This is a genomic window from Conyzicola nivalis, assembly GCF_014639655.1.
In the GTDB taxonomy this organism is placed as follows: Bacteria; Actinomycetota; Actinomycetes; order Actinomycetales; family Microbacteriaceae; genus Conyzicola; species Conyzicola nivalis.
Genome location: NZ_BMGB01000001.1, coordinates 1292842 through 1316206 on the forward strand (window position 1 = coordinate 1292842; position 23365 = coordinate 1316206).

The following is a 23365-nucleotide window of genomic DNA, read 5'->3' on the forward strand; positions in this document are numbered from 1 at the left end:
TGCGCCGCGCGACCCTCTACTCTGCGACGGGCGTCGACGCGAGCATGCCGAGCATGTACTCGTAGAACCTGTCGCCGTCGACCTTCTCGATCGCCGTCACGTTGTTGTCGTCCGACTGCCAGTCGAACACGGTCGCGCCGCGGGTGATCGTGCCCTCGGTCTCGACCTCGAGCCGGTAGCGGCTCTCGGCGGTCACGTAGCCGCGGTCGATCGCGAGCAGCGCCGTGAGCGAGTCGCAGTGCGACGAGCCGGCGAGACCGACCCGCGTGTCGAAGTCGAAGGTCGCCTGATTGGCCCGCACGAAGAACCGCGCGAGCGGGGTGTCGAGCGCCGCGATGCGGTCGATGCGGCCCTGGTCGAACACGGCGTCGGTGATCGTCAGCGGGTCCCAGCTGATCACGACGACGTCGGCGAATCCGGCCGAGAAGACGATGTCGGCGGCCTCGGGGTCGACGTAGATGTTGTACTCGGCCGCCGGCGTGATGTTGCCGCGGGCGTTGATCGATCCGCCCATGACGTAGAGGCTGCCCACGTTGGCCGCGAACTCGGGATCTTTCCGCACGGCCAGCGCGATGTTCGTGAGCGGACCGATCGCGACGATGCGCAGTTCACCCTTGTGCTCGCGCGCGATGCGGATCATCGCGTCGACCGCGTGTTCTTCGGATGCCACGTGCCCGTCGTCAGGGCGCTTGAGCCCGCCCACGCCGTCGCCGTGCACGTCCTCCGCGCTCGCCCACGGGCGTTCGAGCGGGTCACGGGCGCCGAGGAACACCGGCACCTCGCCGAGGCGACCGGCGAGCCCGACCGTGAGGAAGGCGTTGTCGACCTGCTGGTCGAATCCGACGTTGCCGGCCACCATCGTGATGCCGCGCAGGTCGGCGCGCGGGTCGAGCAGGCCGACGAGCAGCGCGAAGCAGTCGTCTGCCGCGGTGTCGGTATCGATGAGGAGGGGAATCGGCACGGTTAGTCTTTCGTTAAGAGGGCAATCGGGATATCGTACCAGTTGGTACGAAGTCCCCCTCATTGCCGACGACGGTGTACCCCGCACGAGGCATACCCAGCCATGAAAGGCGAGCCTGTGCCCGACGAACGCGAGCGACTGCTGCGCCTTACCGCGCACTACCTCCTCGAGCACGGCGTCCTCGAAACCAGCCTGCGCACTCTCGCCGAGGCGATCGGGTCGAGCCACCGCGTGCTGCTCTACTACTTCGGCTCTCGCGAGCGGCTCATCACCGACGCGCTCGACGAAGCGGCGCGGCTCTCCTCCGTGCGTGACGCGAGCCTGCTCGGCCCGAGCGGCACGGATGCCGACGTGGAGCGCGAACTCGTGCGGGTCTGGCGGCTCGTCTCGGCCGACGACCAGCTGCTGCTCATCCGGCTCTTCCTGCAGGTCGTCGCGCTCGCCCTGCACAACCCGGGGCCATACGAGGCCTTCATCGACGGCCTGCAGACGGAGTGGATCGGCTCGTACGCCGCGTATCTACGGCAGCACGGCGTCGCCTCTGCGGAGGCGGACGACCTGGCCGCCGAGATCGTCGGACTCCAGCGCGGCCTCCAGCTGGAGCGCGCGATCGGCGGCTCGTCGGTCATGCTCGACCGCGCGTTCGCGGCGGCCGCCGGCCGCTGGGCCGAACGAGTGGCGACGTTCGCCTAGCCCGAGGGTCAGCGGGCGAGGGTCAGCGGGCGAGGGTCAGCGGGCGAGGGTCCAGGCGCGGCGCTTCGCCAGAACGTGGCCGCGCTTCGTGGTGAGCCGCGTCCATGGTCCGGTCTCGAAGATCTGCACGTCTTCGTCGCCGGAGAGGAAGCCGAGACTGAGCGCGGCAAACCCCGCTCCGGCCGGAACGTGTTCGAGCCCGCGGATGGGCTGGCCCCATACCTCCGAACGGACGCGGTGGACGATCTGCTCGCCCGTTCCGGTGGGGATGGCGCCCGCAACGGCATCGATGCCCGCACGCGCCACCTCGTCGAGCATGCGGCTCGAGGTGCCGGGCAGGGGCGTCCAGCCGCCGCGCGGGGGCGAGATGGCCGCCCACGATACGGTGTGCACCTGCATCGGTAGCGTCACGGTGACGGGCGCCGCCGCATCCGAAACTTCGCTTTTCTTGTTGGCGATCCGCTGCAGCAGCGATCCGACGGGCACGACCGCGTCGAAGGTCTCCTTCTCGGGCAACGAGAACGTACGCAGCCCCAGCACCGTCGGGCTCTCGTCGAGCAGGCCCGACGGATAGAAGACCGCGACGTAGACCGCGAGCACACCGGACGCCGCGATGAGGCGCACCGAACCGTCCTCGACACGGCCGGCGCGACTCAGGTAGGTGCTGAGGTCGTCGAGTGCGAGGGAATCCTGGAGGGTGAATGCTTGGCTCATCTGCGTTCTAAACTACAGGGCATGAGCGACCCCGTGAGCGGCCTTCTGGCTGCACTCGACCTGACCGACACCGGCGCACGCACGAGCGAAGACATTTTCACCGGGCCCAGCCAACCGCAACCGATGGGCCGGGTGTTCGGCGGGCAGGTGCTCGCGCAGTCCCTCGTCGCGGCGATGCGCACTATTTCGGAAGACCGCTTCGTGCACTCGATGCACGGCTACTTCCTGCGCCCGGGTGACGCCGCGCAGCCCATCACGTTCTCGGTCGACCGCATCCACGACGGTCGCTCGTTCTCGACCAGGCGCACGCAGGCCTATCAGAACGGCCTCCCGATCCTGTCGATGATCGCCTCGTTCCAAGACCTGGACGACGGCCTCGACCACCAGGTGTCGATGCCGACCGGCCTTCCCGAGCCGGAGTCGCTGCCGAGCGCGGCCGAGACGCTCGAAGGAATCGACCATCCCGTTGCCGCCGACTGGGCGTACGGGCGCGCCTTCGACATGCGCCACGTGCCGTCGCCGATCTACTTCACCGTGGAGGGCGAGCAGGTTCCGCACCAGGCCGTCTGGCTCAAGGCGAAGAGCGCGCTTCCCGATGACGACAACCTGCACCGCGCGGCCCTCGCCTACGCGAGCGACTACTCGATCCTCGAGCCGATCATGCGCGGACACGGAGTGCCGTGGGCGCTACCCGGACTCAAGGCCGCGAGCCTCGACCACGCGATGTGGTTCCACCGGTTCGGCCGGGTCGACGACTGGTTGCTCTACGTGCAGGAGTCGCCGACCGCCGTGGGCGGCCGCGGCCTCTCGCTCGGTCGCATCTTCACCCGGGACGGCATACTTCTGGCCAGCGTTGCACAGGAGGGCATGGTGCGAGTACCGTCGCGATGACCGGGAGCACCATTCCCAGAGCGGGAATATCTAGACCGGTGTGTTGTTGATAACAATAGTCAACAAGAAAGCTGGTGGGCCATGCAGGTACGTAATTCGCTCAAGTCGCTCAAGAAGGCACCCGGATCGCAGGTTGTGCGCCGTCGCGGACGCACGTTCGTGATCAACAGCGCCAACCCGCGCATGAAGGCGCGTCAGGGTTAGACCCGTCGCAGCCGAAGTGCCCGCCACTTGACAGGACCCGCCGTTCACGAACGGCGGGCCCTCCGGCTTTTAACGCCACCGGTCATCCCGCGCTGTCCGCATCGCTGGACGTGGAAACCCCTCCGAGTTCGGCGAGCGAATCCGCGTCGAGCGCGGTTCCCGTGGTCACCGCCTCGATGAGGCGAAGTGTCGCCTGAGCGGCAGCCGTCGGACCGTGCGCACCGCGTGTGCCCGTGATTCCGGGCAAGGGGGCAATCATCAGACCCACGTCGACCATGGCGAAGTGAGCGACCCCGTCCAACTCGAGAACGGCACCCGTTCCGTTCGCGAGAAGGGAATCGAGCGCCGCGTCGTATTCGGGGTTCGGGTCCGCATCCCCCGCCACGACGGCGAGCACCGGCTGTCGAACCGGGGCCGCCCCGTCTGGCGAGCGGGGCATCCCGTCGATGTCGACGACTCCCGCGATCCGATCGTCGAGGCGCGCGGCTTCCAGAGCCGCAGCACCTCCCAACGAGTGCCCCGCCGCGATGATCTCCGTCGTGTCGGCGGACTTCAGTGCGGGCAGAGGAACCTGGTCGCTGCGGAGATGATCGATCACGGCGCGCATGTCGGCGGCACGAATCGACGTCCAGTGATCGGCGGAGGCCTGGTCGCGCGCATCGTCGCCGGTAGTCGTCAGTTCACTGAACGCCGATGTTCCATCGGCGAGCTCTGCGACCGGTGCGTCGTACGGATGGTCGAGTGCGATCACGACGACGCCGTTGCTGGCGAGCTCCTCCGCCCACGAGGTGAAGAACCAGCGGGTGCTATTGAGCCCGGGCGAGGCGATCACGACGGGAAACGAGCCGTCGGCGGGCTCGCCCTGCCAGGTCGCGTTACCTCGAGCCCGAACGAGGCTGTCGAACAGCACAGCCGGGACACCGTATTGCGCGGCGAGGGCCTCGGTCAGCTCGGAAGCGCGGTCACGCTCGGGAAGATAGGGGGCCGGCTCGCCCCCACCCGCCGCCGGGTACCAGATCGTCGCCGGCAGCGACCGGGTCTCGCCCGCCGCATCCCCGCCGCGCGCATCGCGGGAGTCGTCGGTCCAGACTTCCGAATCGATCCCGACGTCGTACACACCGGTCGGGGCTGCCACGTAGACGGGCGGCAACGCCCACGCACCCCCTGCGAGGCCGAGGCAGCCCAGCCCGACAGCGACGCCGGTCGCGACTGCGATGCGCGGCAGACGACCCGACCGCAACCACACCACGACGGCGGCGCCCACCAGCGCACTGCACCCCATCGCCAACAGGACCGGGCGCGCACCCTCGAGAACGAAACCGAGTATGAGCGTAGAGATGGCGGCGACACCGACGATCACTACCGGCACCGCACTGCGCCGACGGGTGACCGTGGCGACGACGATCGAAAGCAGAATGAGCGTTGCCGCGGCAACATCGATCCAAGGCACGAACGAACTCCTGAGAAAACCTATTGGAGTTCTGACTCTAGGATTCCCCGATCGCGGCGACATCGGCCGCGAGAGTCATATCGCGTCACTACAGCGGATGATCTCCGGCTAGGGGCGCTTGGCGAAGGCGACCGGCTCCTCGACGTACGGGGCCCACGCCTCGCGCTGCTCGTCCGTGATGCGCTGCGGGCGTCCGGTCGCCAGCTCCACCATCACCAGTGTGGTCGCGGCGCGCGTGTACAGCAGACGCGGCTCCTGATCCTCCGGCGAGTACACCTCGTAGCTGATCTCGAGGCTGGCACCGCCGAGGCGGCCGATCCACAGTTCCACGTCGAGCGGCTGGCGCATGTACGGGATCGGCAGCAGGTATTCGATCTCCTGCCGCGCGATCAACGCCACCACCTTCGCGCCCGGCCGCGCATCCAGAATCGCCATCGACGAACCGGGCGAACCGTCGTCGTTGATCCAGAACGCCTGGATGCGGGCCTCCTCCAACAGGCGGAACATCTCCGCGTTGTTGACGTGGGCGTAGGCGTCGAAATCGGACCAGCGCAGGCTGATCGGAACGTTGAGCCGCATGATCCGCGCGCTTTAGTCGCGCGACAGCTTGCGGTACACCGAGCTGTTGGGCTTGGCGGCGTCGGCGCCGAGGCGCTGGATCTTGTTCTCCTCGTACGACTCGAAGTTGCCCTCGAACCAGTACCAGTTAGACGGGTCCTCCGCGGTGCCCTCGTAGGCGAGGATGTGGGTCGCGATGCGGTCGAGGAACCACCTATCGTGAGTGATCACCACGGCGCAGCCGGGGAACTCGAGCAGCGCGTTCTCGAGCGAGCCCAGAGTTTCGACGTCGAGGTCGTTGGTCGGTTCGTCGAGCAGCAGCAGGTTGCCGCCCTGCTTGAGCGTCAGCGCGAGGTTGAGGCGGTTGCGCTCACCACCCGACAGCACGCCGGCCTTCTTCTGCTGGTCGGGACCCTTGAAACCGAACTGCGACACGTAGCCGCGCGAGGGGATCTCGGTCTTGCCCACCTGGATGAAGTCCTGGCCGTCGGAGACGACCTCCCAGAGGGTTTTGTTCGGGTCGATGCCGCCGCGGTTCTGGTCGACGTACGAGATGTCGACCGTCTCGCCGATCTTCAGGTCGCCGGAGTCGAGCGGCTCGAGGCCGACGATCGTCTTGAACAGCGTGGTCTTACCGACACCGTTCGGGCCGATGACGCCGACGATGCCGTTGCGCGGCAGCGTGAAGCTCAGACCGTCGATGAGCACGCGCTCGTCGAAGCTCTTCTTGAGGTTCTTCGCGTCGATCACCTGCGCGCCGAGGCGCGGGCCGACCGGGATCACGAGCTCTTCGAAGTCGAGCTTTCTCGTCTTCTCCGCCTCGTTGGCCATCTCCTCGTACCGGGCCAAGCGCGCCTTCGACTTGACCTGGCGCCCCTTAGCGTTGCTGCGCACCCACTCGAGTTCGCTCGACAGGCGCTTCGCGAGCTTGGCGTCCTTCTTGCCCTGGACGGTGAGGCGTTCCTGCTTCTTCTCGAGGTAGGTCGAGTAGTTGCCCTCGTAGGGGTAGAGCTTGCCGCGGTCGACCTCGGCGATCCACTCGGCGACGTGGTCGAGGAAGTACCTATCGTGGGTCACGGCGAGCACGGCGCCCGGGTACTTGGCGAGGTGCTGCTCGAGCCAGAGCACGCTCTCGGCGTCGAGGTGGTTGGTCGGTTCGTCGAGCAGCAACAGGTCGGGCTTCTGCAGCAGCAGCTTGGTGAGCGCGACGCGGCGCTTCTCACCACCGGACAGGCTGTCGACCGGGTAGTCGCCCGGCGGGGTGCGCAGCGCCGCCATGGCCTGCTCGAGCTGAGAGTCGAGGTCCCAGGCGTCTGCGGCGTCGATCTCTTCCTGCAGCGTGCCCATTTCGGCGAGCAGTGCGTCGAAGTCGGCGTCGGGCTCGGCCATTTCGAGGCCGATGGCGGCGTGACGGTCGACCTTGGCCTTGATGTCGCCGACTCCCTCCTGCACGTTCTCGAGCACGGTCTTCGTCTCGTCGAGCTCGGGCTCCTGCATGAGGATGCCGACGGTGTAGCCGGGGCTGAGCCGCGCCTCGCCGTTGCTCGGGGTGTCGAGGCCCGCCATGATCTTCAGGATTGTGGACTTACCGGCTCCGTTGGGGCCGACGATGCCGATCTTGGCACCGGGGAAGAACGACATGGTCACGTCATCGAGGATCAGCTTGTCGCCGACCGCTTTGCGGGCGCGCACCATCGTGTAAATAAATTCGGCCATGCGACCAGTCTACGGAACGACGCAGCGGGCACGACCGCGCGCGCCGGTCAGAAATCGATCGAGCGCGTCTTTCCGACCAGGCACTTGCCCGTACCCAGCAGCGGTGCCGCGAGCGCGTTGTAGCCGGCCGCGCCGGTCTGGCCGATCAGGCAGGTTCCGTTCGCCCGCACCGAGAACTGGATCGTTTCGGCCGCCTCCGTGCCGACCGTGGCGTCGGGGGTGACCTCCATGTCGGCCTTCGCGAAACCGGCGGCGACCAGATTCTCGACGAGCTGCTGGCCGTTCGGAGTCGGCACCGTCTCGAGCAGCCGACGGTTGACGAAGTCGAAGTAGGGCAGGTTCGCCTCGGCGTCGCCGGCCGGAAGCAGGACCGGGTCGGGCTCCGGCGTCGGCGTCGGGCTCGCCGACGCGCTGGACGTCGGCCTGCTGGTCGGTTCGTCGATCGGCGGCGCGGTGCAGGCGGAGAGCGCCAGCCCCAGTAGCACGCCCGTGAGCGAAACACCGGCGACAATATCCGCGCGGCGCGCACCACGACGACCGACGTTCAGACCGGCCATCGCGAAACCCCCTCCGACGGTCAGCGGGCGCGATCCGTACTCAGGGGATTCTACGACGACCGCAGGAACGCCCGACGCGCGCCGCCGACCCTAGAACGGCGTATCGGCGCCCGCCTCGCTGAAGGCCGGTTCGCGCGGCGTCTCGCCGAACGCGGGGTCGGAGGTCGCGCCGCCGTCGTTGGCGTCCGGGAACTCGTCGCTCTCGCGGGCGGGCGGGTCGACCGGCGCGTGGGCCGCCGAGTGCGCCTTCGTGAACGTCGTGGTGCCCCAGGCGAGGTCGTGGCCCACCGAGTCAGCCTCGATGTCGACGTTGATGCCCTTCTTGTCGCCGCTCTCCCAGTCGCGGATGCGCAACCGCCCGGTGACCACCACCTTGTCGCCCTTCACGACGGAGGTTCCGACGTTGACGGCCAGTTGCCGGAAGGTCGTAATCGTGTACCAGTTCGTCTCGCCGTCGACCCAGCGGTCACGCGCCCGGTCGAAACGACGCTGGGTCGACGCGAGGCGAAAGGAGGTGATCTTGAGGTCGTCTCCGGTGGAGATGACGTTCGGCTGGGTGGCCACGATGCCGGTGACGGCGATGGTGTCGGTCATTTCTGTCTCCTAGCTGCGTTTGCGGATGAATGCGGGCCCCGCGGGAGAACTCGTGCCGGGATGGCTCCCGCGGGGTCCGCTCCCACGAGACTGGCCGCGCGCGCACGAAAAGGGCCGGCCCCTCCATGATGTGGAGAAGACCGGCCCGGCGTCGCGTGGTGGGGAGAAGTCAGCGTTCGTGAAGTCAGTGCTCCCTGAACTCCGGCCAATCGCTGCCGGGAACGAGACTCGCGTGCAGCGCGCTCTTGGCCACGTCGAGGCTCGGATAGACCGCACGCTGCCCGTCGTCTCCGACGAGGCCGAAGGTGTAGCCGTCGGGCATGCGCCGAATCCAACCAAGGGTCCCGGCCGGTCCGTTGGCCACCCACGTGCGCGTGGTCGTACTGGTGTCGCTCATCGTTGAGCTCCTTTTCTGCACCGCTTTGTCAGCGCGCGGTGCCCCACGATTTTAAGCCATGGCATCCGCCCTATCAAGGATGCGGAGACTGTTCACCCGCGCACAGTGCGCGCCGTACGCCGGCTGACCCTAGGCTGAGAGGCATGCCCTACAACGCCAACGATGCACGTTATGACTCCGTCGAATACAAGAGAGTGGGACGCAGCGGCCTGAAGATCCCCGCCGTCTCGCTCGGCCTGTGGAACAACTTCGGCAACGACAAGCCCCTCGAGAACCAGCGCGCGATCCTGCGCCGCGCGTTCGATCTCGGAGTGACGCACTTCGACCTCGCCAACAACTACGGCCCGCCCGCGGGTAGCGCCGAGTCGAACTTCGGGCGCATCCTCGCCGAAGACTTCCGCCCCTACCGCGACGAGCTCATCATCTCGTCGAAGGCCGGCTACGAGATGTGGGACGGCCCCTACGGCGAGTGGGGATCGCGCAAGAACCTGCTGTCGTCGCTCGACCAGAGCCTGAACCGTCTCGGCCTCGACTACGTCGACATCTTCTACTCCCACCGCCCCGACCCCGAGACCCCGATCGAGGAGACGATGGGCGCGCTCGCGACCGCCGTCACCTCGGGCCGCGCGCTCTACGTCGGCGTCTCGAACTACAGCCCCGAGCAGACGCTTGCGGCCGAGAAGGCGCTGTCGGCGCACGGCATCCCGCTCACCATCCACCAGCCGCGCTACAGCATGTTCGACCGTCACATCGAGGACGGCCTGTTCCCCGTGCTCGACCAGATCGGCGCGGGAAGCATCGTCTTCTCGCCGCTCGCGCAGGGCCTGCTCACGGAGCGCTACATCCAGGGCACCGTTCCCGAGGGGTCGCGCGCGAGCGAGGGCCGCTGGCTGCAGCCCGGCGCCATCGGCGACACGTACCTCGAGCGCGTGCGCGGGCTCAAGGAGATCGCCGACGGCCGCGGACAGACGCTCGCACAGCTCGCACTCACCTGGGTGCTCCGCCAGCCGCAGGTCACCTCCGCCCTGATCGGCGCCTCCAGCGTCGCCCAGCTCGAGGACAGCCTCAAGGCGCGCGACGCCGTGCCGCTCACGGCCGACGAGATCGCCGCGATCGAGCCGTTCGCCGTGCACGGAACCGAACTGCGCTAGCAGCCGTCGAGAGCGGCGCCCGTGGTTCGCCACGGGCGCCGTTTTTGTTGTCGGGCGGATGTCGGTGGTCGCTTTTAGCCTGATCATGTCGCCAATCCGAGTGCGACGTTTCGAACCAAGGGCCGGCCGACAACGGGAGATGGACCATCCTCGACTTTGCAACGACCAGCGACTTCGCTACGAGCACCGCCCCGCGTGCCGACATCTCCATCCCCGGACTCGCCGCCGCCCAGCTCAACGACTCGCTCTGGCGGGTGACGCGACCGGCCGGCGACGTGGTCGGCTACATCGAACGGTTCAGCGAGAGCCGCGGCATCCGGTACCGCGCGAAGCGCCTCATCGTGCGGCAGCAGCGATTCGTGCCGGTCGGCGAGTTCTGGAGCATGCACGACGCGCTCCAGTGCTTCCGCATGAACTAGACCGCGGGCGCCGCCCGCGCGCGGATGAGGGTTTCGCCGACACGCGACAGCCTCGCGGCGATGCGGGATTGCCCGCGTATGGTTCCTCCCATGCAGTGGTGGAATGATTTCTTAGAGTGGTTCGATTCGTCCGAGGGCACGCGGGTCATCACGACCATGGTGCTTCCCTTCGTCGCAATCATCGTCGCTGGCGTCATCGCCACGATCATCGCGCGGGGATCCATCTCCCGCCTCCTCGCCCGTCAGGAGCGCGGCAACCGTGCGTCCGCGGTCGAGGCGCTCATCGCCGTCGGCGAGAAGGCATCGCAGTGGAGCGGACTCTCCAACCAGACCCGCGAACACTTCGAGCAGCAGTCGAGCGTCGCGAGCATCCGCGTGCGCCTGCTGCCCGCTCCCGGTGCCGCGATGGCGAGCGCCTGGGCCGAGTACCAGCTCGCCGAGATCAAGCGCAACTCCGCGAACTTCAGCGTGCAGGCCGACCAGGGCTTCGCCGAATACCGCGACCGTCTCATCGAGTGGCACCACCGCCCGCAGCGAGCGCGCAAGATCTTCCAGAACGATCTCGAGCGCTTCCGCCTCGACGCGGCATCGGCCGACACCGACCTGATCGAGCGTCAGCGGCGCTGGAAGGCGGAGCAGGCGACCCAGCAGGCGCCCGTCGTTGTGCCGGCCGCCAAGGCCCAGGCCGCTCCGGCCCAAGCCGCCCCCGCCACGCCGGCTCCGAAGGCGGACCTCCCGAAGTCCGAGGCGGCCTCCGCCCCGTCGACCCCGATCGTCCCGCCCGCGTCGTCGCGGATCTTCAGCCCGACCACCGAGGCGAAGTCTCCGACCGAGCCCCGCGCCAACACCGAGGTCATCGAAGCCACCATCGACGAGGACACGCCGGCACGCACGGTCTGACCACCGCCGAAACACGGAAGGGCCCGCCACACGGCGGGCCCTTTCGTGTGTGCGCCGTGCCGTGCTGACGGCGCCGTTTGCTGGCGCCGTGTCGGGGGCGGCACCTAGGCTCGCAGCATGGTCCACGGCATCGTTCCCCCGTATCTCCTCGCCCGCATCGCCGAACTCGACGACGAGCGTTTCGCAGCCGCCGCGCAGGCCGCCCGCCGCTCGCTGCGCTACGACGAACCGCGCCGCGCAGCGCGACTCAGCTTCAGCCTCGACGCCTCGAACAACCTGGTGGTCGAGCTCGCCGACGGTCCCAACCGCACCATCAGCGACGCCGGCAACCGGGAGACGCTGCCGGGTAGCGTCGTTCGCTCCGAGGGCGACGACGCGACCGACGACCCCGCCGTCGACGAGGCCTACGACGGTCTCGGCGCCACGTTCGCCCTGTTCTCCGAGATCTACGGGCGCAACTCGATCGACGGTACCGGACTCCCCCTCGACGCCACCGTGCACTACGGCGTCGACTACGACAACGCCTTCTGGGACGGAGACCGAATGGTCTTCGGCGACGGCGACGGCGAGATCTTCCGGCGGTTCACCGGCTCCCTCACGGTTGTCGGCCACGAGCTGGCCCACGGCGTCACGCAGTACACCGCCGGGCTCGCCTATCAGGGCCAGTCGGGCGCGCTCAACGAGTCGGTTTCCGACGTGTTCGGCTCCTTGGTCGAGCAGTACGCGCTGGGCCAGTCCGCCTCGGAGGCCGACTGGCTCATCGGCGCCGGCCTCTTCACCGACGAGGTCGAGGGCACCGCGCTGCGGTCGATGAAGGCCCCTGGCACGGCCTACGACGACGACGTCCTCGGCAAAGATCCGCAGCCGGGCCACATGTCCGACTACGTGACGACAGACGAGGACAACGGCGGGGTGCACATCAATTCCGGCATCCCGAACCGGGCCTTCTATCTCGCGGCCGAGGCCCTCGGAGCGAATGCCTGGGAGCGCGCCGGCCAGATCTGGTACGACACGCTGGGCGCCGACCTCTCGCCCGACACCGACTTCGTGCGGTTCGCGCAAGCCACGCTGGCCGCCGCGCGGGCACGCTACGGTGAGTCGTCGGCAGAAGTCGACGCGGTGCGGTCGGGCTGGGCCACCGTCGGCGTGGAAGTGGGCAACGGTGGCGGACTCACGGCCTGACAGCTGGGCGATCACCGTGGTGCGCACCGGCGGCTTCGCCGGACTCCGTCGCGAATGGCGCACGGGCACCGCGGATGCGCCCGACGTCGACTGGGCCGCCCTGATCGGCGCGTGCCCGTGGAAGACCGCCGCGAAACCCGCAGACAGCCGGGTGCGCGACGGCTTCGTCTGGCGGCTCGAGGCGTCCGGGCGGGTGCGCGCCTACCGCGCCACCCTCCCCGACGGCCAACTGACCGGCGCGTGGCGCTCACTCGTGGACGAAGTGCGCCGCACGAGCCGCGACTAGCCGGCGCCCTCGAGCATGACCTCGATGCTGCCGTCGGTCACCCGCGACTCGAACTTCGGCTGCGGCGCGGTGGCTGGCCCGTGGATGACATCGCCCGTGCTGAGCGAGAACACGCTCTTGTGCCACGGGCACACGACGCACCTCTCGCCGTCCGCGACGACCAGCTCGCCCTCGTCGAGCGGCCCCGACAGGTGGCTGCACGTGTTCGCAAGCACGTCGACGCCGGCGCCGCTGCGCACGACGAGCAGGGGAACGCCGTCCACGGTCCGCTGGGTGGGCTCGTTGTGCGCGAACTCCTCCAGGGCGCCCAGGTGGCGCCAGCCGGTCGGGAAGCGGTGCGGCACGTCTTCGGCGTGGTTGACGGCGGCCGCCTGCCGGTAGGCGAGGTGGCCACCGAGGTAGCCGGAGAAGCCGACGACCGCGAGGCCCGCGAGGCCCAGCATGCGTCCGCTCGTCTGGCGGCCGCGGCCGCGCTGCACGAACGACGCGGCGTACAGCACCGTGGCCACGGTGTTGGATGCGGCGTGCACGAGTCCGACCCGCTGCTGCTGTTCGTGCAACTCCGACCAGTCGGTGAGACCGGTAGCGACCGAGGGCAGCACGCCCGCGATCCCGGCCCCGACGAGCGCGCGTGACGCCCTCTCAGAGCCGGGCAGGAAGTCGAGAATCGCGCTGCTCACCCAGGCGCCTATCGGCAACATGACGGTGATCGGATGCACCGCGTGTCCGACCGGAACTCCGTGCAGCAGGTCACGCAGCCCGCGCGGCTGCACCACGGCGTTCACGATGCCACGCACCCGGTCCACCACGGGGTCGAGCACCTCGGCGTCTTCGACGGCCGTGGTGACCTTCTTGGCAATGCTGAGTTCACGCATGCTGGATTCTCCTATCCGATGGACTTCGCGTGGTCGGGGACGTAGCGATAGAGCTCTTTCGCCGGGCGCTCGTAGTCGTCTGCCGTCGGCCGGGCGGGAATCTTGACGCTTTTCGGCTCGGTCGACTCGTACGGGATCTGCGACAGCAGGTGGCTGATCGTGTTGAGCCGCGAGGCCCGCTTGTCGTCACTCTCGATCGTCCACCACGGCGCCTCGTCGATGTCGGTGTGGGTGAACATGTCGTCTTTCGCCCGGGAGTAGTCCTCCCACCGCGTGATCGACAGCACGTCGACGTCGGAGAGCTTCCAGCGACGCACCGGGTCGTTCAGCCGCTTGTGGAAGCGGGCCTCCTGCTCTTTGTCGGAGACGGAGAACCAGTACTTGATCAGGATGATGCCGTCTTCGACCAGCATGCGTTCGAAGACGGGGGTCTGGGCGAGAAACAGCTCGTATTTCTCCGGCGAGCTGTACTCCATGACTCGCTCGACGCCGGCGCGGTTGTACCAGGACCGGTCCATCAGCACCATCTCGCCGGCCGTCGGCAGGTGCTCGATGTACCGCTGGAAGTACCACTGGCCGAGTTCGCGCTCGCTCGGTTTCGACAGTGCGACGACGCGAGCCGTGCGCGGGTTGAGGTACTGCATGATCCGCTTGATCGCGCCGCCTTTGCCCGCGGCGTCGCGACCCTCGAAGATCACGACGACGCGGGCTCCGCTCGCGCTGATCCACTGCTGCATACTCACGAGCTCGATCTGGAGCCGCTTGAGTTCGGCCTCGTAGATGCCGCGCGGTACTCGTTTGTTGTGCTTCTTTTTTCCCACTAGCCGGAGGGGTTCTCGACGGGAGTCCCGTCCTGCTCGGTTCCCGATTCCGGGTCGACCTCTTCGGGCTTCGGAACTGACGTGTCTGGGGTGTTCTTTGCATCGCTCATGCGTGCCACGCTAGGCGCACCCGCGCGACGATAAAACGCCGAGCAGGAATCGACGATCGGTGCTAAGGAAGCTTTCGAGGCGGGCGCAACCAATACGCTGGCCGGATGACCGATCCCAACTTCGAATCGAAAGATCCCGAACTATCGGTGCGCGGCCACTTCATCGCGAGTGTCGTCGCTCTGCTCCTCGCCATCGCGTGGACCGGTTTCCCGATGCTCGCGGAGGCAAACGGCACACCATTGCGTGGCGAACTCGGTGGCTACTTCCTCGCCTCCGTCGGTTTTGTCGGCTTCGCGGTGTGGCTCGCCGCCACCGGCGTGACACGGCAGCTGCGCGCACGTCGAGCCGCCCGACGCGGAACCCAATGAGCCGTCCGATACGGGAGGCAGTCGCCGTCGCTGTCGCGGCAGGGTTATTCCTGAGCGGATGCGCACCGACGAACGAGCCGGACGCCGCTCCCGAGGGTAGTCCAGTGCAACGATCGACGGTCGATGCCGCAACCCCGCCTCAAGCGCCGCCCGCGGGGATCGTCTTCGACTACCAGCTCGGCGGCGGCTACGCGCCGGCTGCCGGAGTGGGCGGCGTCGTCCGCGACAGCACCGACGAGCCGGCCGAGGGCCTGTACTCGGTCTGCTACGTGAACGGCTTCCAGACGCAACCCGCCGACCGCGATGACTGGCTGGACGAGCATCCCGACCTGGTGCTACACAGCGACGGCGAACCGCTCGTCGACGAGAACTGGCCCGACGAGCTCATCCTCGACACGTCGACCGCCGACAAGCGGCAGCGCATCGCCGCGCGGCTCGCTGACACGCTCGACCGCTGCGCCTCCGCCGGGTTCGACGCCATCGAGATCGACAACCTGGACAGCTACACCCGCAGCGATGGCCGGCTCGGTCAAGACGACGCTGTCGCGCTCGCGACCCTCTACGCCCAGCAGGCGCACGCGGCAGGTCTCGCGATCGGGCAGAAGAACTCGGCCGAACTCGGAGCGCGCGGGCGCGACGACGCCGGTTTCGACTTCGCCGTCGCCGAGGAATGCCACCGCTGGAACGAGTGCGCGCTCTACACGGAGGTCTGGGGCGAACTCGTCATCGACATCGAGTACACCGACGATCTGCGTGGCGACTTCGACGACCTCTGCGCCGACCCGCAGGTCCCGGCGTCGACGATTCTTCGCGACCGCGACCTGACCACGCCCTCCGACCCCGGGTACCGCTTTGCGGCCTGCGGAATCACGGAAGCGGAGTGAGCGATAAGGCTGTGGTGCCCCTGGCAGGAATCGAACCTGCGACCAAAAGATTAGAAGGCTTTTGCTCTATCCACTGAGCTACAGAGGCGCGTGAATAACGATAGCGCAGGCGTGGTCAGACGGCTTTCGCCAACGCCACGAGCACCTGGTTCACGGTGGGCACGCCCTCGGCCCGGAACACCTCGCTGCCGTCTGCGGCGGCAATCACGATGGTCGGGGTCGAGCGTATGCCCGCCTTCTCCGCCTCGGCGGTGTCGCGCGCGACATCCAACTCTGCAATCTTCACGTCGGGCAGCAGCATGGCCACCTGCTTCAGCACACCCCGCGTCTGAATGCAGGGGTCGCAGAAGGCCGAGGAGAAGAAGAGTAGGTTCACGTGCAACCCAACCGGGGCGGGGACGGGGCTATTCCTACTGGTCGGTCAGTCGCTCTTCGGGGTCTTCGAGCGCTTCGCTCGCCGTGGCATCCCACGTGTAGTGGACCTGCACGCTGTCGCCGATCGACTTGGCGACCGGAGCGCCGTAGACGAGCTGCGATTCCTTGCCGTCGAGCGACACCAGGACGGTGACGGTCTCGTCGAACGTGCCGTCGGTGCTGATGCGGGTGTCGGTCTGGCCGTCGTAGGGTCCGCCCGTGTAGAAGACCACGTACTGGTCGCCGTGCGAAAGCGTTACCTCGTTGTTTGTCATGAGTCAGGTCTACCAGACGCCGAGCAGGGCCAGGACCCCGCCCAGCAGCGACGCGGCCGCGAGCACCAGCGCAACGCTCACGATCACGAGGTGCACCGTGAAGAACGGTGTGGCCTTTCCCTCGGCCGTGCGCGCCCGCGGATCCCGCGCCACACGGCGGAAGAAGGTGGGCCAGACGGCGACGTTGAAGACGCCGTTGAGGATGAGGAGGACGGCAAGCGCGGTGGTCATGGTGGCTGCAAGCCTATTCGGATGCCGCGGCGCCCGTTCGCGCAGCGCGAACTCAGTACTTAACCAAGTTATATAACTTGGTTATACGATTAGAGGATGCACTCCGAACCGACCGAGATCTTCGAATCCCTCCTCACCTCGAACCACCGGCTGACCCGCATGGCCGCGCAGTCCACCGGCTCCACCGTCTCCGCCGGAGTCTGGTCGACGCTCTCGGTGCTCAACGCCGACGGTCCGCGCCGCAACGGCGAACTCGCGAAGGCCGCCCGCATCAGCCAGCCGGGCATGACCAAGCTGCTGAGCAACCTGATCGACGACGAGTGGGTCTACCGCATCGCCGACGTCGACGACTCCCGCGCGTGGCTCATCGCCATCACCGACAAGGGGCGCGACGCGCTGTTCGGCTGGCGCACCCAGCTCGCCGAGGCGACGAAGGACATCTTCGGCGACCTGAGCGACACCGAGTGGGCGACCCTCGGGCGCGCCGCCGAGATCCTCGCGTCCCGCGTCGGAGTGACGGAGGTCGCGGCGTGAGCGCATCCGTCTCCCCCGTCGAGAAAACCAGCATCCTGCACCAGCCGAAGCAGGTCTGGGCCGTGGCGTTCGCCAGCGTCATCGCGTTTATGGGGATCGGCCTCGTCGACCCCATCCTTCCCGCCATCGCCGAACAGCTCGAAGCGAGCCCCACCGACACCGAGATGCTCTTCACGAGCTACCTCGTGGTCACCGGACTCGCGATGTTCTTCACCAGTTTCATCTCGAGCCGCATCGGCGCGAAAAAGACCCTGCTGATCGGCCTCGCCCTCATCGTGGTCTTCGCGGCTGCCGCGGCACTCAGCGGCAACGTCGAGAGCATCATCGCCTTCCGTGCCGGCTGGGGACTCGGCAACGCCCTGTTCATCTCCACCGCCCTCGCCACGATCGTCGGGGCCGCCAGCGGGGGAACGTCGAGCGCCATCATCCTGTACGAGGCCGCCCTCGGCCTCGGCATCGCCATCGGCCCGCTGCTCGGCGGACTGCTCGGCAGCGTCACCTGGCGCGCGCCCTTCTTCGGCACTGCGGCGCTCATGGCGATCGGTTTCATCGCGATCACCGTACTGCTCAAGGGCGACGACAGGGCCACGCGCGTGCCGACCTCGCTCGCGGCGCCGTTCCGCGCCCTCGCCCGCCCGGCGCTCGCCCTCCTCGCCGCGGCCGCCCTGTTCTACAACATCGGGTTCTTCACCCTGCTGGCCTACACCCCCTTCCCGCTCGGTTTCGGTGCAATGGGCATCGGGCTCACCTTCTTCGGCTGGGGTGTCGGCCTCGCCATCACCTCGGTGTGGGTCGCCCCCGTTTTGACCGCGCGGATGAAACGCACCACCGTTCTCGCGGTCGTGCTGCCCCTCCTCGCCCTCGATCTGGTGGCCGCCGGAATCTTCGTCGGATCGCAGACGGGTCTCGTGGTGGCGGTCGTCGTCGGCGGGCTGCTGCTGGGTGTGCTCAACACCGTGCTCACCGAGTGCGTGATGGAGGCCACCAATCTGCCCAGGTCGGTCGCGTCGTCGTCGTATTCGGCGGTGCGGTTCCTCGGCGGCGCGGTCGCTCCCCCGCTCGCCACCACCCTCGCCGGGTTGTTCACCGCGGCGACCCCGTACTACGTGGCCGGAGGCTCCGTGCTGATCGCCACCCTCGTCGTGCTGCTCGGCCGCCGGGCCCTCGCCCGGGTGAACGACGGCGCCGAAGAGCCGGTCGTCGAGGCCGAAGCGATCGGTGCGGGCGCACTCGCCTGACCGGCAGACGACCGGCACGAAGATAGACTGACGCAATGGCTACTGCTACGGACCGACTGGTCTGGATCGACTGTGAAATGACCGGACTCGACCTCACGGTCGACGAACTCGTGGAGGTCGCGGTGGTCGTCACCGACTACGACCTCGTGCCGGTTCATCCGGGCTTCACCATCGTCATCAAACCCGACCAGTCCGCGCTCGACAACATGGGCGATTTCGTGCGCAACATGCACACCGAGAGCGGACTCATCGAAGAGATCCCGGGCGGCGTGAGCCTCGCCGACGCCGAGTACGCGGTGCTCGAGTACATCCTCAAGTACGTGCCCGGCGTGCAGACGACGCCGCTGGCGGGCAACACGATCGGCACCGACCGTGCCTTCCTCGCGAAGTACATGCCGCGCGTCGACGGTCACCTGCACTACCGCAGTGTCGACGTGTCATCCATCAAAGAACTCGCACGCCACTGGTTCCCCCGCGTGTACTTCAACGCGCCCGCCAAGAACGGCGGACACCGGGCCCTCGCAGACATTCTGGAATCAATTCGCGAGCTCGATTACTACCGAAAAGCCGTATTTACCGCGGAACCCGGACCCACGACCGAGCAGGTGCAGACCATTTCGGCCGAGGTAGTGGAGAGATTCGCTCCGCACCTGTAATAGAATCGTCTGGTTGCTGAGTGAGAGATCGCGAAGCAGCCGCCTGGTGGGCGTAGCTCAGTTGGCAGAGCGCTGGCTTGTGGAGCCGGATGTCGCGGGTTCGAGCCCCGTCGTTCACCCCAATCGTTGCACCACAGCAACACGGCAATGGCCCGACTGACAAGTCGGGCCATTGCTGTTTATGCGAGGCTAGATTCCATGTCGAAGACGCTCGAGAGCACCGAGCTGAGCGAGCAGACCGTGCTCGACAGCCCCTGGGTCACGCTCGTCTGGAACGACCCCGTCAACCTCATGAGCTACGTGTCCTACGTCTTCCGCAGCTACTTCGGTTTCTCGCACGAGGAGGCCGACCGCCGTATGCTCCAGGTGCACAACGACGGTCGCGCTGTGGTCGCCACGGGCAGCCGCGAAGAGATGGAACGGCACGTCGAGGCCATGCACGACTTCGGACTCTGGGCGACGCTGCAGAAGGCGGATGCGTGACTCCCTTCTCGAAGACTTCCGACGGCAGACTCGTGGTCGGCTTCAGCGCTGTCGAGTCCGACATCATCGCGGACCTCGCCGCGCAGATCGCCGGCATGCTCAGCGGCATCGCCGGGTCGGGCGAGGTCGACCCGCTGTTCGACCTGGTGGGCATCGGCGGACGGTCGGCCATCGACCCCGACCCTGCGGTCGCCCGGTTGCTTCCGGATGCCTATGGTGACGATTCCGAGGCATCCAGCGACTTCCGTCAGCTCACCGAGCGTTCCCTCGCGAGCCGCAAGGTCGCGAACGCCCGGGTCGTGATCGCCACGCTCGAACGCGAGAGCGGACACGTCGAACTCGACGAGGCCGAGGCTCAGGCCTGGTTGCGCACGCTCTCCGACATCCGGCTCACGATCGCCGCCCGGTTGGGCATCGAGAGCGACGGCGACGAGGGCGCGACCGACAGCGAGGCCGCCGTGGCGCTGCACGACCTCTACGACTGGCTGGCGTTCGTCACCGAGAGCCTGCTCGACGCTCTGGAAGGCTGATCACTATGGACGCACTGACCGAAGACGAGTTCGAGAAGCTGGTCGTCGACGAGCTCGACGCCCTGCCCGACGAGATGGTCGACGGCCTCGACAACGTGGTGTTCGTGACCGAGGCGCGACCCGAAGACGGATCGCTCGACCTGCTCGGCCTCTACGACGGCGTCGCGATCACCGAGCGGGGACAGTACGGGTTCGGCGAACTGCCCGACCGGATCATCCTGTACCGCGAGCCGCTCGCCGATATCAGCGAGGACCTCGACGACCTCAAAGACCAGATCCACATCACGCTCGTGCACGAGATCGCCCACTTCTACGGCATCGACGACGACGAGTTGCACCGGCTGGGCTGGGCCTAGGAGCCGGGCACGGCCGGTGCGAGCCATTCGCGCGCGGCGGTGACCAACGCGGCGACTCCGCGATCGAGCGTCGGCTGCGGCTCCGGAGCGAACCGGGGCGAGTGGTTCGACGGAACATCGCGGTCGATGGTGCCAGCGGTCGCTGCCGCGGCATAGTTCTCGGGATGCGCGCCACCGAGGATCCAGTACACGAGGGGCGCATTCGCTGCCGTCGCGAGCAGACCGACGTCCTCGCTGCCCGACACCTGGCCCGGGTCGATGACCGCCTCCGGGCCGAACTCAGACCTGAACGCGGCCATGGTCCGGTCGGTGGCGACGCGGTCGTTGACGGTGACCGGGAACGATTCGGCGAGGTCGATCGACGGATCGGGCGCGCCTGACGCCGCAGACTCGGCGCGCACGATCCGCTCGATCGCCGACAGCACGCGAAGCCTCACCTCTTCGCTGTAGGCGCGGATACTCAGCCCGAGCTCCGCGCTCTCGGGGATGATGTTGTTCTTGGTGCCCGCGCTCATGCGCCCGACGGTGACGACGGCGGTGTCCTGCGGGGCGATCTCACGCGAGACGATCGTCTGGAGCCGTCCGACGATCGCGGCCGCTATGACGATGGGATCGACGGTGGTCTCGGGGCGTGACCCGTGGCCGCCGCGTCCTGGCACCGTGATGTCGAGGCTGTCGGCCGATGCGAAAGCCGCACCGGAGTGCGCGCCGACAAAGCCGGCGGGGGCGGGCCCGACGTGTTGGCCGAGCACGACATCCGGTGTCGGCACCCTGTCGTACAGGCCGTCGTCGATCATGGCCTGCGCTCCCCCGCCGACCTCCTCGGCAGGTTGGAAGACGGCGACTACGGTGCCCGCCCAGTGCTCCCGGGTGGCGGCGAGCTCCCGAGCCGCCCCGATGAGGCAGGCGACGTGCACGTCGTGGCCGCACGCGTGCATCACGCCGGGTGCGGTGCTCGCGTACGCAAGGCCGGTGTCTTCCACGACCGGGAGTGCGTCCATGTCGGCTCTCAGCATCACGGTCGCGCCGCTGCCGTTACGGAGCACTCCGACGACACCCGTGATGCCGAGGCGCTCGATCACGTCGAAGCCCACGGCCCGCAGTTCGGCGGCGGCGATGGCGGCCGTGCGCGTTTCTTCGAAGGAGAGTTCGGGATGGGCATGCAGGTCTCGATACAGATCGTCGACGGTCACGGACTCATCCTGCCCGGGTGCGGCCTCCGGAGCCAATGGTTTTCGACAACTATCGCGAACTGCTCGTCGATGTGAGCGACGTGGGCGACGGGAGCGATGATCTCGAGGACTGCGTGAAGCAGTGCGGCGCCGGGCGGAGGTGCGTCCGCCGCAGCTATCGATCGGGTTCCGACGCCATCGATTACCGATCGACGGCTTCGAGTTCGCGTCTCACGTCGCGCATCGCCGCGCTCTTCGACGGCATGGGCCTCGGCCGCCGTTCGGGGTCGACGTCGGGCGGAGGCACCAGGTAGTAGTCGGTGCCGACCCGGTAGATCTCCCAACCGTTGTCGTGGACGAGCAGGTGATGGAACTTGCAGAGCAGTATCCCGTTGACCAGGTCGGTGCGGCCGCCCTCTCCCCAGGGGACGATGTGGTGCGCCTCGGTCATCGAGGGCTCCTTGTCGCAGTCGCCGAACATGCAGGCTCCGTCGCGGATGGCGAGAGCGATGCGCTGCTTCGGGGTGAATGTGCGATGTTCACGCCCGACATCGAGGGGTCGGCCAAAGCTGTCGAGGGTGACCTCGGTCGTGGCTCCGTCGCAGGCCAGGCGCTGCAGCGCGGCTGCTGTGAGGGGCGCGCCGGTGGCTTCTATACGTCCGTGACCGGTGGAGACGCCCGTGGAACCCCAGTCACCCACCGCGCCGGCGGCGCCCAAGGTAGCCAGAGTCTTCTTGGTGACCAGCACCCGGATCGACGCCGCGCCCGTGCCGAGCAGACTCGTCGAGTCGGCGTTCGCACCGGCCTGCAACAGGCCGAGGAAAGTGTCGGAGGCCAGCTGGCCTATCGTTCGCGGGTCATTCAGAATGCGCTCGGCGATCTGCTGGTTCTCGCCAGAGACGAAGCGGACACCGCGCTTCGGCGACGTCGCCCGGTTGTTCAACTCCAGCACGGTCGCGTAGCTCTCCGGATCGAGATCCCAGACCAGCCGCCCCATGCCGTTGCTCAGGCTGAACATCCGCAGTGACCGCTTCTCGAACCGTTCACGCTCGCGGTCGGCGATACCCGCCTCGTCCAGGTCGTCACGGAACTCGCGAGCGCGCCCCCGCAGGCGGTCGAGATCGAGGGTGGGTGCGAGCGCGCAGAGGGCGCTCGCGGCATCGGCGAGAGCGACGGCGGACACGTTGTCGGTGGGGACGCCGAGCCCGGTTCGGATCGCATCTGCGGCCCCGACCGACAGCTCGCCGCTTGCTACCGCCGCGGCTACACATGCCAGCCACGGTTCCCGCGCCTCGAAGCGTTCGCCGGACCGTGGGTCGACCTGCCCCGAGGTCGCCGCCTCACGCACGAGCCGCCCCACCCGCACGGCTGTCGTTGCCTCTTTGCCGGACGACCCCGTCGTCGTCTTCACCAACTCCTCGGCCGTTCGGAACCCCTCCCGCTGCGCGAGCCCCGAGTGACCCATCTCCCGCGTCGAACGCGCCGCGATCTCGCCGGCGACGAGTGCCAGGTGGGCGTCGACGAGCTGCTTCGCCCGTGCGGCCAGCCGGCTCAGCGAAACGAGAGCCGCGTCATCCGACGCCTGAAAATCGGCGACGTCACTCGACACCGCGGAAGCGGCCTCGACGACAGCGGTGAACTGCTGCGTGAGGTCGGTTGCCGGTGTCGTTGTCATGCGGCAATTTTCCCACCTTCGAACACACGTTCGAGTGTTGGGCGGCAGAATTGTGGAGAAAAGCCCGGC

General features: G+C 67.8%; 31 protein-coding genes and 2 tRNA genes. 17 read left to right on the top strand and 16 right to left on the bottom strand.

The genetic code is table 11. From position 1 onward, the window contains the following. Positions 1–16: 16 nt before the first annotated feature. Positions 17–961 (bottom strand): nucleoside hydrolase, encoded by a 945-nt coding sequence (locus IEV96_RS06275; protein WP_188509792.1) that lies wholly within the window; start codon positions 959–961, stop codon positions 17–19. Positions 962–1063: 102 nt separating this feature from the next. Between IEV96_RS06275 and IEV96_RS06280 the strand changes: the two genes are divergently transcribed. Next, positions 1064–1654, top strand: coding sequence for a TetR/AcrR family transcriptional regulator (locus IEV96_RS06280; RefSeq protein WP_188509793.1), 591 nt, complete (start codon positions 1064–1066; stop codon positions 1652–1654). Between the two features lie 36 nt (positions 1655–1690). Here the strand turns inward: IEV96_RS06280 and IEV96_RS06285 are convergent, their stop codons facing one another. Further along, complete coding sequence (locus IEV96_RS06285) at positions 1691–2368, bottom strand: DUF8185 domain-containing protein (RefSeq protein WP_188509794.1); 678 nt, start codon at positions 2366–2368, stop codon at positions 1691–1693. A gap of 21 nt (positions 2369–2389) precedes the next feature. On the opposite strand from IEV96_RS06285, the gene IEV96_RS06290 reads away from it, so the two are divergent. Continuing rightward, a complete protein-coding gene (locus IEV96_RS06290; RefSeq protein WP_188509795.1) occupies positions 2390–3259 on the top strand; it encodes an acyl-CoA thioesterase in 870 nt (289 codons plus the stop codon). A gap of 81 nt (positions 3260–3340) precedes the next feature. After that, complete coding sequence (gene ykgO / locus IEV96_RS06295) at positions 3341–3463, top strand: type B 50S ribosomal protein L36 (protein WP_188509796.1); 123 nt, start codon at positions 3341–3343, stop codon at positions 3461–3463. An 82-nt stretch (positions 3464–3545) separates the two neighbouring features. Here ykgO and IEV96_RS06300 read toward each other — a convergent pair whose 3' ends face one another. The 6 genes from IEV96_RS06300 to IEV96_RS06325 form a co-directional block, all read right to left on the bottom strand. Next, complete coding sequence (locus tag IEV96_RS06300; RefSeq protein WP_188509797.1) at positions 3546–4913, bottom strand: alpha/beta hydrolase family protein; 1368 nt, start codon at positions 4911–4913, stop codon at positions 3546–3548. 108 nt (positions 4914–5021) lie between these two features. Then, the gene (locus IEV96_RS06305) at positions 5022–5492 is read right to left on the bottom strand and encodes an acyl-CoA thioesterase (protein ID WP_188509798.1); all 471 of its coding nucleotides are present in this window, start codon (positions 5490–5492) and stop codon (positions 5022–5024) included. Positions 5493–5504: 12 nt separating this feature from the next. Beyond that, the gene (ettA, locus tag IEV96_RS06310; protein ID WP_188509799.1) at positions 5505–7187 is read right to left on the bottom strand and encodes an energy-dependent translational throttle protein EttA; all 1683 of its coding nucleotides are present in this window, start codon (positions 7185–7187) and stop codon (positions 5505–5507) included. 47 nt (positions 7188–7234) lie between these two features. Further along, positions 7235–7744 carry a DUF6993 domain-containing protein gene (locus IEV96_RS06315; protein ID WP_188509800.1) on the bottom strand — a complete coding sequence of 170 codons (510 nt, stop codon included), beginning with the start codon at positions 7742–7744 and terminating at the stop codon, positions 7235–7237. Positions 7745–7834: 90 nt separating this feature from the next. Then, a complete protein-coding gene (locus IEV96_RS06320) occupies positions 7835–8338 on the bottom strand; it encodes a single-stranded DNA-binding protein (RefSeq protein WP_188509801.1) in 504 nt (167 codons plus the stop codon). A gap of 184 nt (positions 8339–8522) precedes the next feature. Continuing rightward, complete coding sequence (locus tag IEV96_RS06325; RefSeq protein WP_188509802.1) at positions 8523–8735, bottom strand: methyltransferase; 213 nt, start codon at positions 8733–8735, stop codon at positions 8523–8525. A gap of 143 nt (positions 8736–8878) precedes the next feature. Between IEV96_RS06325 and IEV96_RS06330 the strand changes: the two genes are divergently transcribed. The 5 genes from IEV96_RS06330 (at position 8879) to IEV96_RS06350 (ending at position 12673) form a co-directional block, all read left to right on the top strand. Further along, positions 8879–9886 carry an aldo/keto reductase gene (locus tag IEV96_RS06330; RefSeq protein ID WP_188509803.1) on the top strand — a complete coding sequence of 336 codons (1008 nt, stop codon included), beginning with the start codon at positions 8879–8881 and terminating at the stop codon, positions 9884–9886. Between the two features lie 254 nt (positions 9887–10140). After that, on the top strand, positions 10141–10305 hold the full coding sequence (locus tag IEV96_RS06335) for a hypothetical protein (protein ID WP_229733099.1): 165 nt from the start codon (positions 10141–10143) through the stop codon (positions 10303–10305). A gap of 90 nt (positions 10306–10395) precedes the next feature. After that, positions 10396–11205 (top strand): hypothetical protein, encoded by an 810-nt coding sequence (locus IEV96_RS06340; RefSeq protein WP_188509804.1) that lies wholly within the window; start codon positions 10396–10398, stop codon positions 11203–11205. A 117-nt stretch (positions 11206–11322) separates the two neighbouring features. Continuing rightward, a complete protein-coding gene (locus IEV96_RS06345) occupies positions 11323–12387 on the top strand; it encodes a M4 family metallopeptidase (protein ID WP_188509805.1) in 1065 nt (354 codons plus the stop codon). Continuing rightward, the gene (locus tag IEV96_RS06350) at positions 12368–12673 is read left to right on the top strand and encodes a protealysin inhibitor emfourin (protein ID WP_188509806.1); all 306 of its coding nucleotides are present in this window, start codon (positions 12368–12370) and stop codon (positions 12671–12673) included. The genes IEV96_RS06345 and IEV96_RS06350 overlap by 20 nt, the downstream gene beginning before the upstream one ends. Here IEV96_RS06350 and IEV96_RS06355 read toward each other — a convergent pair. Beyond that, positions 12670–13548: a Rieske (2Fe-2S) protein gene (locus IEV96_RS06355; protein ID WP_188509807.1), complete on the bottom strand. Its 879-nt coding sequence runs from the start codon at positions 13546–13548 to the stop codon at positions 12670–12672. The two genes, IEV96_RS06350 and IEV96_RS06355, sit on opposite strands and share 4 nt — an antisense overlap. An 11-nt stretch (positions 13549–13559) precedes the next feature. Then, complete coding sequence (ppk2, locus tag IEV96_RS06360; RefSeq protein WP_188509808.1) at positions 13560–14369, bottom strand: polyphosphate kinase 2; 810 nt, start codon at positions 14367–14369, stop codon at positions 13560–13562. 215 nt (positions 14370–14584) lie between these two features. Here ppk2 and IEV96_RS06365 point away from each other — a divergent pair, with 215 nt between their 5' ends. Further along, positions 14585–14848 (top strand): hypothetical protein, encoded by a 264-nt coding sequence (locus IEV96_RS06365; protein WP_188509809.1) that lies wholly within the window; start codon positions 14585–14587, stop codon positions 14846–14848. A 104-nt stretch (positions 14849–14952) separates the two neighbouring features. Next, positions 14953–15732, top strand: coding sequence for an endo alpha-1,4 polygalactosaminidase (locus IEV96_RS06370; protein WP_229733101.1), 780 nt, complete (start codon positions 14953–14955; stop codon positions 15730–15732). Between the two features lie 12 nt (positions 15733–15744). On the opposite strand, the gene IEV96_RS06375 is transcribed toward IEV96_RS06370, so the two are convergent. The 4 genes from IEV96_RS06375 to IEV96_RS06390 form a co-directional block, all read right to left on the bottom strand. Beyond that, a tRNA-Arg gene (locus IEV96_RS06375) sits at positions 15745–15820 on the bottom strand. Positions 15821–15847: 27 nt separating this feature from the next. Further along, the gene (locus IEV96_RS06380; RefSeq protein ID WP_188509811.1) at positions 15848–16108 is read right to left on the bottom strand and encodes a thioredoxin family protein; all 261 of its coding nucleotides are present in this window, start codon (positions 16106–16108) and stop codon (positions 15848–15850) included. Positions 16109–16142: 34 nt separating this feature from the next. After that, a complete protein-coding gene (locus IEV96_RS06385; protein WP_188509812.1) occupies positions 16143–16421 on the bottom strand; it encodes an oligoribonuclease in 279 nt (92 codons plus the stop codon). A 9-nt stretch (positions 16422–16430) separates the two neighbouring features. Next, positions 16431–16652: an SCO4848 family membrane protein gene (locus tag IEV96_RS06390; protein WP_188509813.1), complete on the bottom strand. Its 222-nt coding sequence runs from the start codon at positions 16650–16652 to the stop codon at positions 16431–16433. A 96-nt stretch (positions 16653–16748) separates the two neighbouring features. Here IEV96_RS06390 and IEV96_RS06395 point away from each other — a divergent pair, with 96 nt between their 5' ends. The 7 genes from IEV96_RS06395 (at position 16749) to IEV96_RS06425 (ending at position 20449) form a co-directional block, all read left to right on the top strand. After that, complete coding sequence (locus IEV96_RS06395) at positions 16749–17186, top strand: MarR family winged helix-turn-helix transcriptional regulator (RefSeq protein WP_188509814.1); 438 nt, start codon at positions 16749–16751, stop codon at positions 17184–17186. Then, entirely contained in the window at positions 17183–18424 is a 1242-nt protein-coding gene (locus IEV96_RS06400; protein ID WP_229733103.1) for an MFS transporter, read from the top strand. Before IEV96_RS06395 ends, IEV96_RS06400 begins: the two co-directional genes overlap by 4 nt. Positions 18425–18459: 35 nt before the next feature. After that, on the top strand, positions 18460–19080 hold the full coding sequence (gene orn / locus IEV96_RS06405) for an oligoribonuclease (RefSeq protein ID WP_188509815.1): 621 nt from the start codon (positions 18460–18462) through the stop codon (positions 19078–19080). Between the two features lie 46 nt (positions 19081–19126). Then, positions 19127–19202 (top strand) — tRNA-His (locus IEV96_RS06410). 76 nt (positions 19203–19278) lie between these two features. Then, positions 19279–19563 (top strand): ATP-dependent Clp protease adapter ClpS, encoded by a 285-nt coding sequence (gene clpS / locus IEV96_RS06415; RefSeq protein WP_188509816.1) that lies wholly within the window; start codon positions 19279–19281, stop codon positions 19561–19563. Next, positions 19560–20093 carry a DUF2017 domain-containing protein gene (locus IEV96_RS06420; protein WP_188509817.1) on the top strand — a complete coding sequence of 178 codons (534 nt, stop codon included), beginning with the start codon at positions 19560–19562 and terminating at the stop codon, positions 20091–20093. The genes clpS and IEV96_RS06420 overlap by 4 nt, the downstream gene beginning before the upstream one ends. A gap of 5 nt (positions 20094–20098) precedes the next feature. Beyond that, positions 20099–20449 (top strand): metallopeptidase family protein, encoded by a 351-nt coding sequence (locus tag IEV96_RS06425; protein ID WP_188509818.1) that lies wholly within the window; start codon positions 20099–20101, stop codon positions 20447–20449. On the opposite strand, the gene IEV96_RS06430 is transcribed toward IEV96_RS06425, so the two are convergent. Beyond that, positions 20446–21642, bottom strand: coding sequence for an amidohydrolase (locus tag IEV96_RS06430; protein ID WP_188509819.1), 1197 nt, complete (start codon positions 21640–21642; stop codon positions 20446–20448). The two genes, IEV96_RS06425 and IEV96_RS06430, sit on opposite strands and share 4 nt — an antisense overlap. A 181-nt stretch (positions 21643–21823) precedes the next feature. After that, on the bottom strand, positions 21824–23296 hold the full coding sequence (locus tag IEV96_RS06435) for an HNH endonuclease signature motif containing protein (protein ID WP_188509820.1): 1473 nt from the start codon (positions 23294–23296) through the stop codon (positions 21824–21826). Positions 23297–23365: the final 69 nt, after the last annotated feature.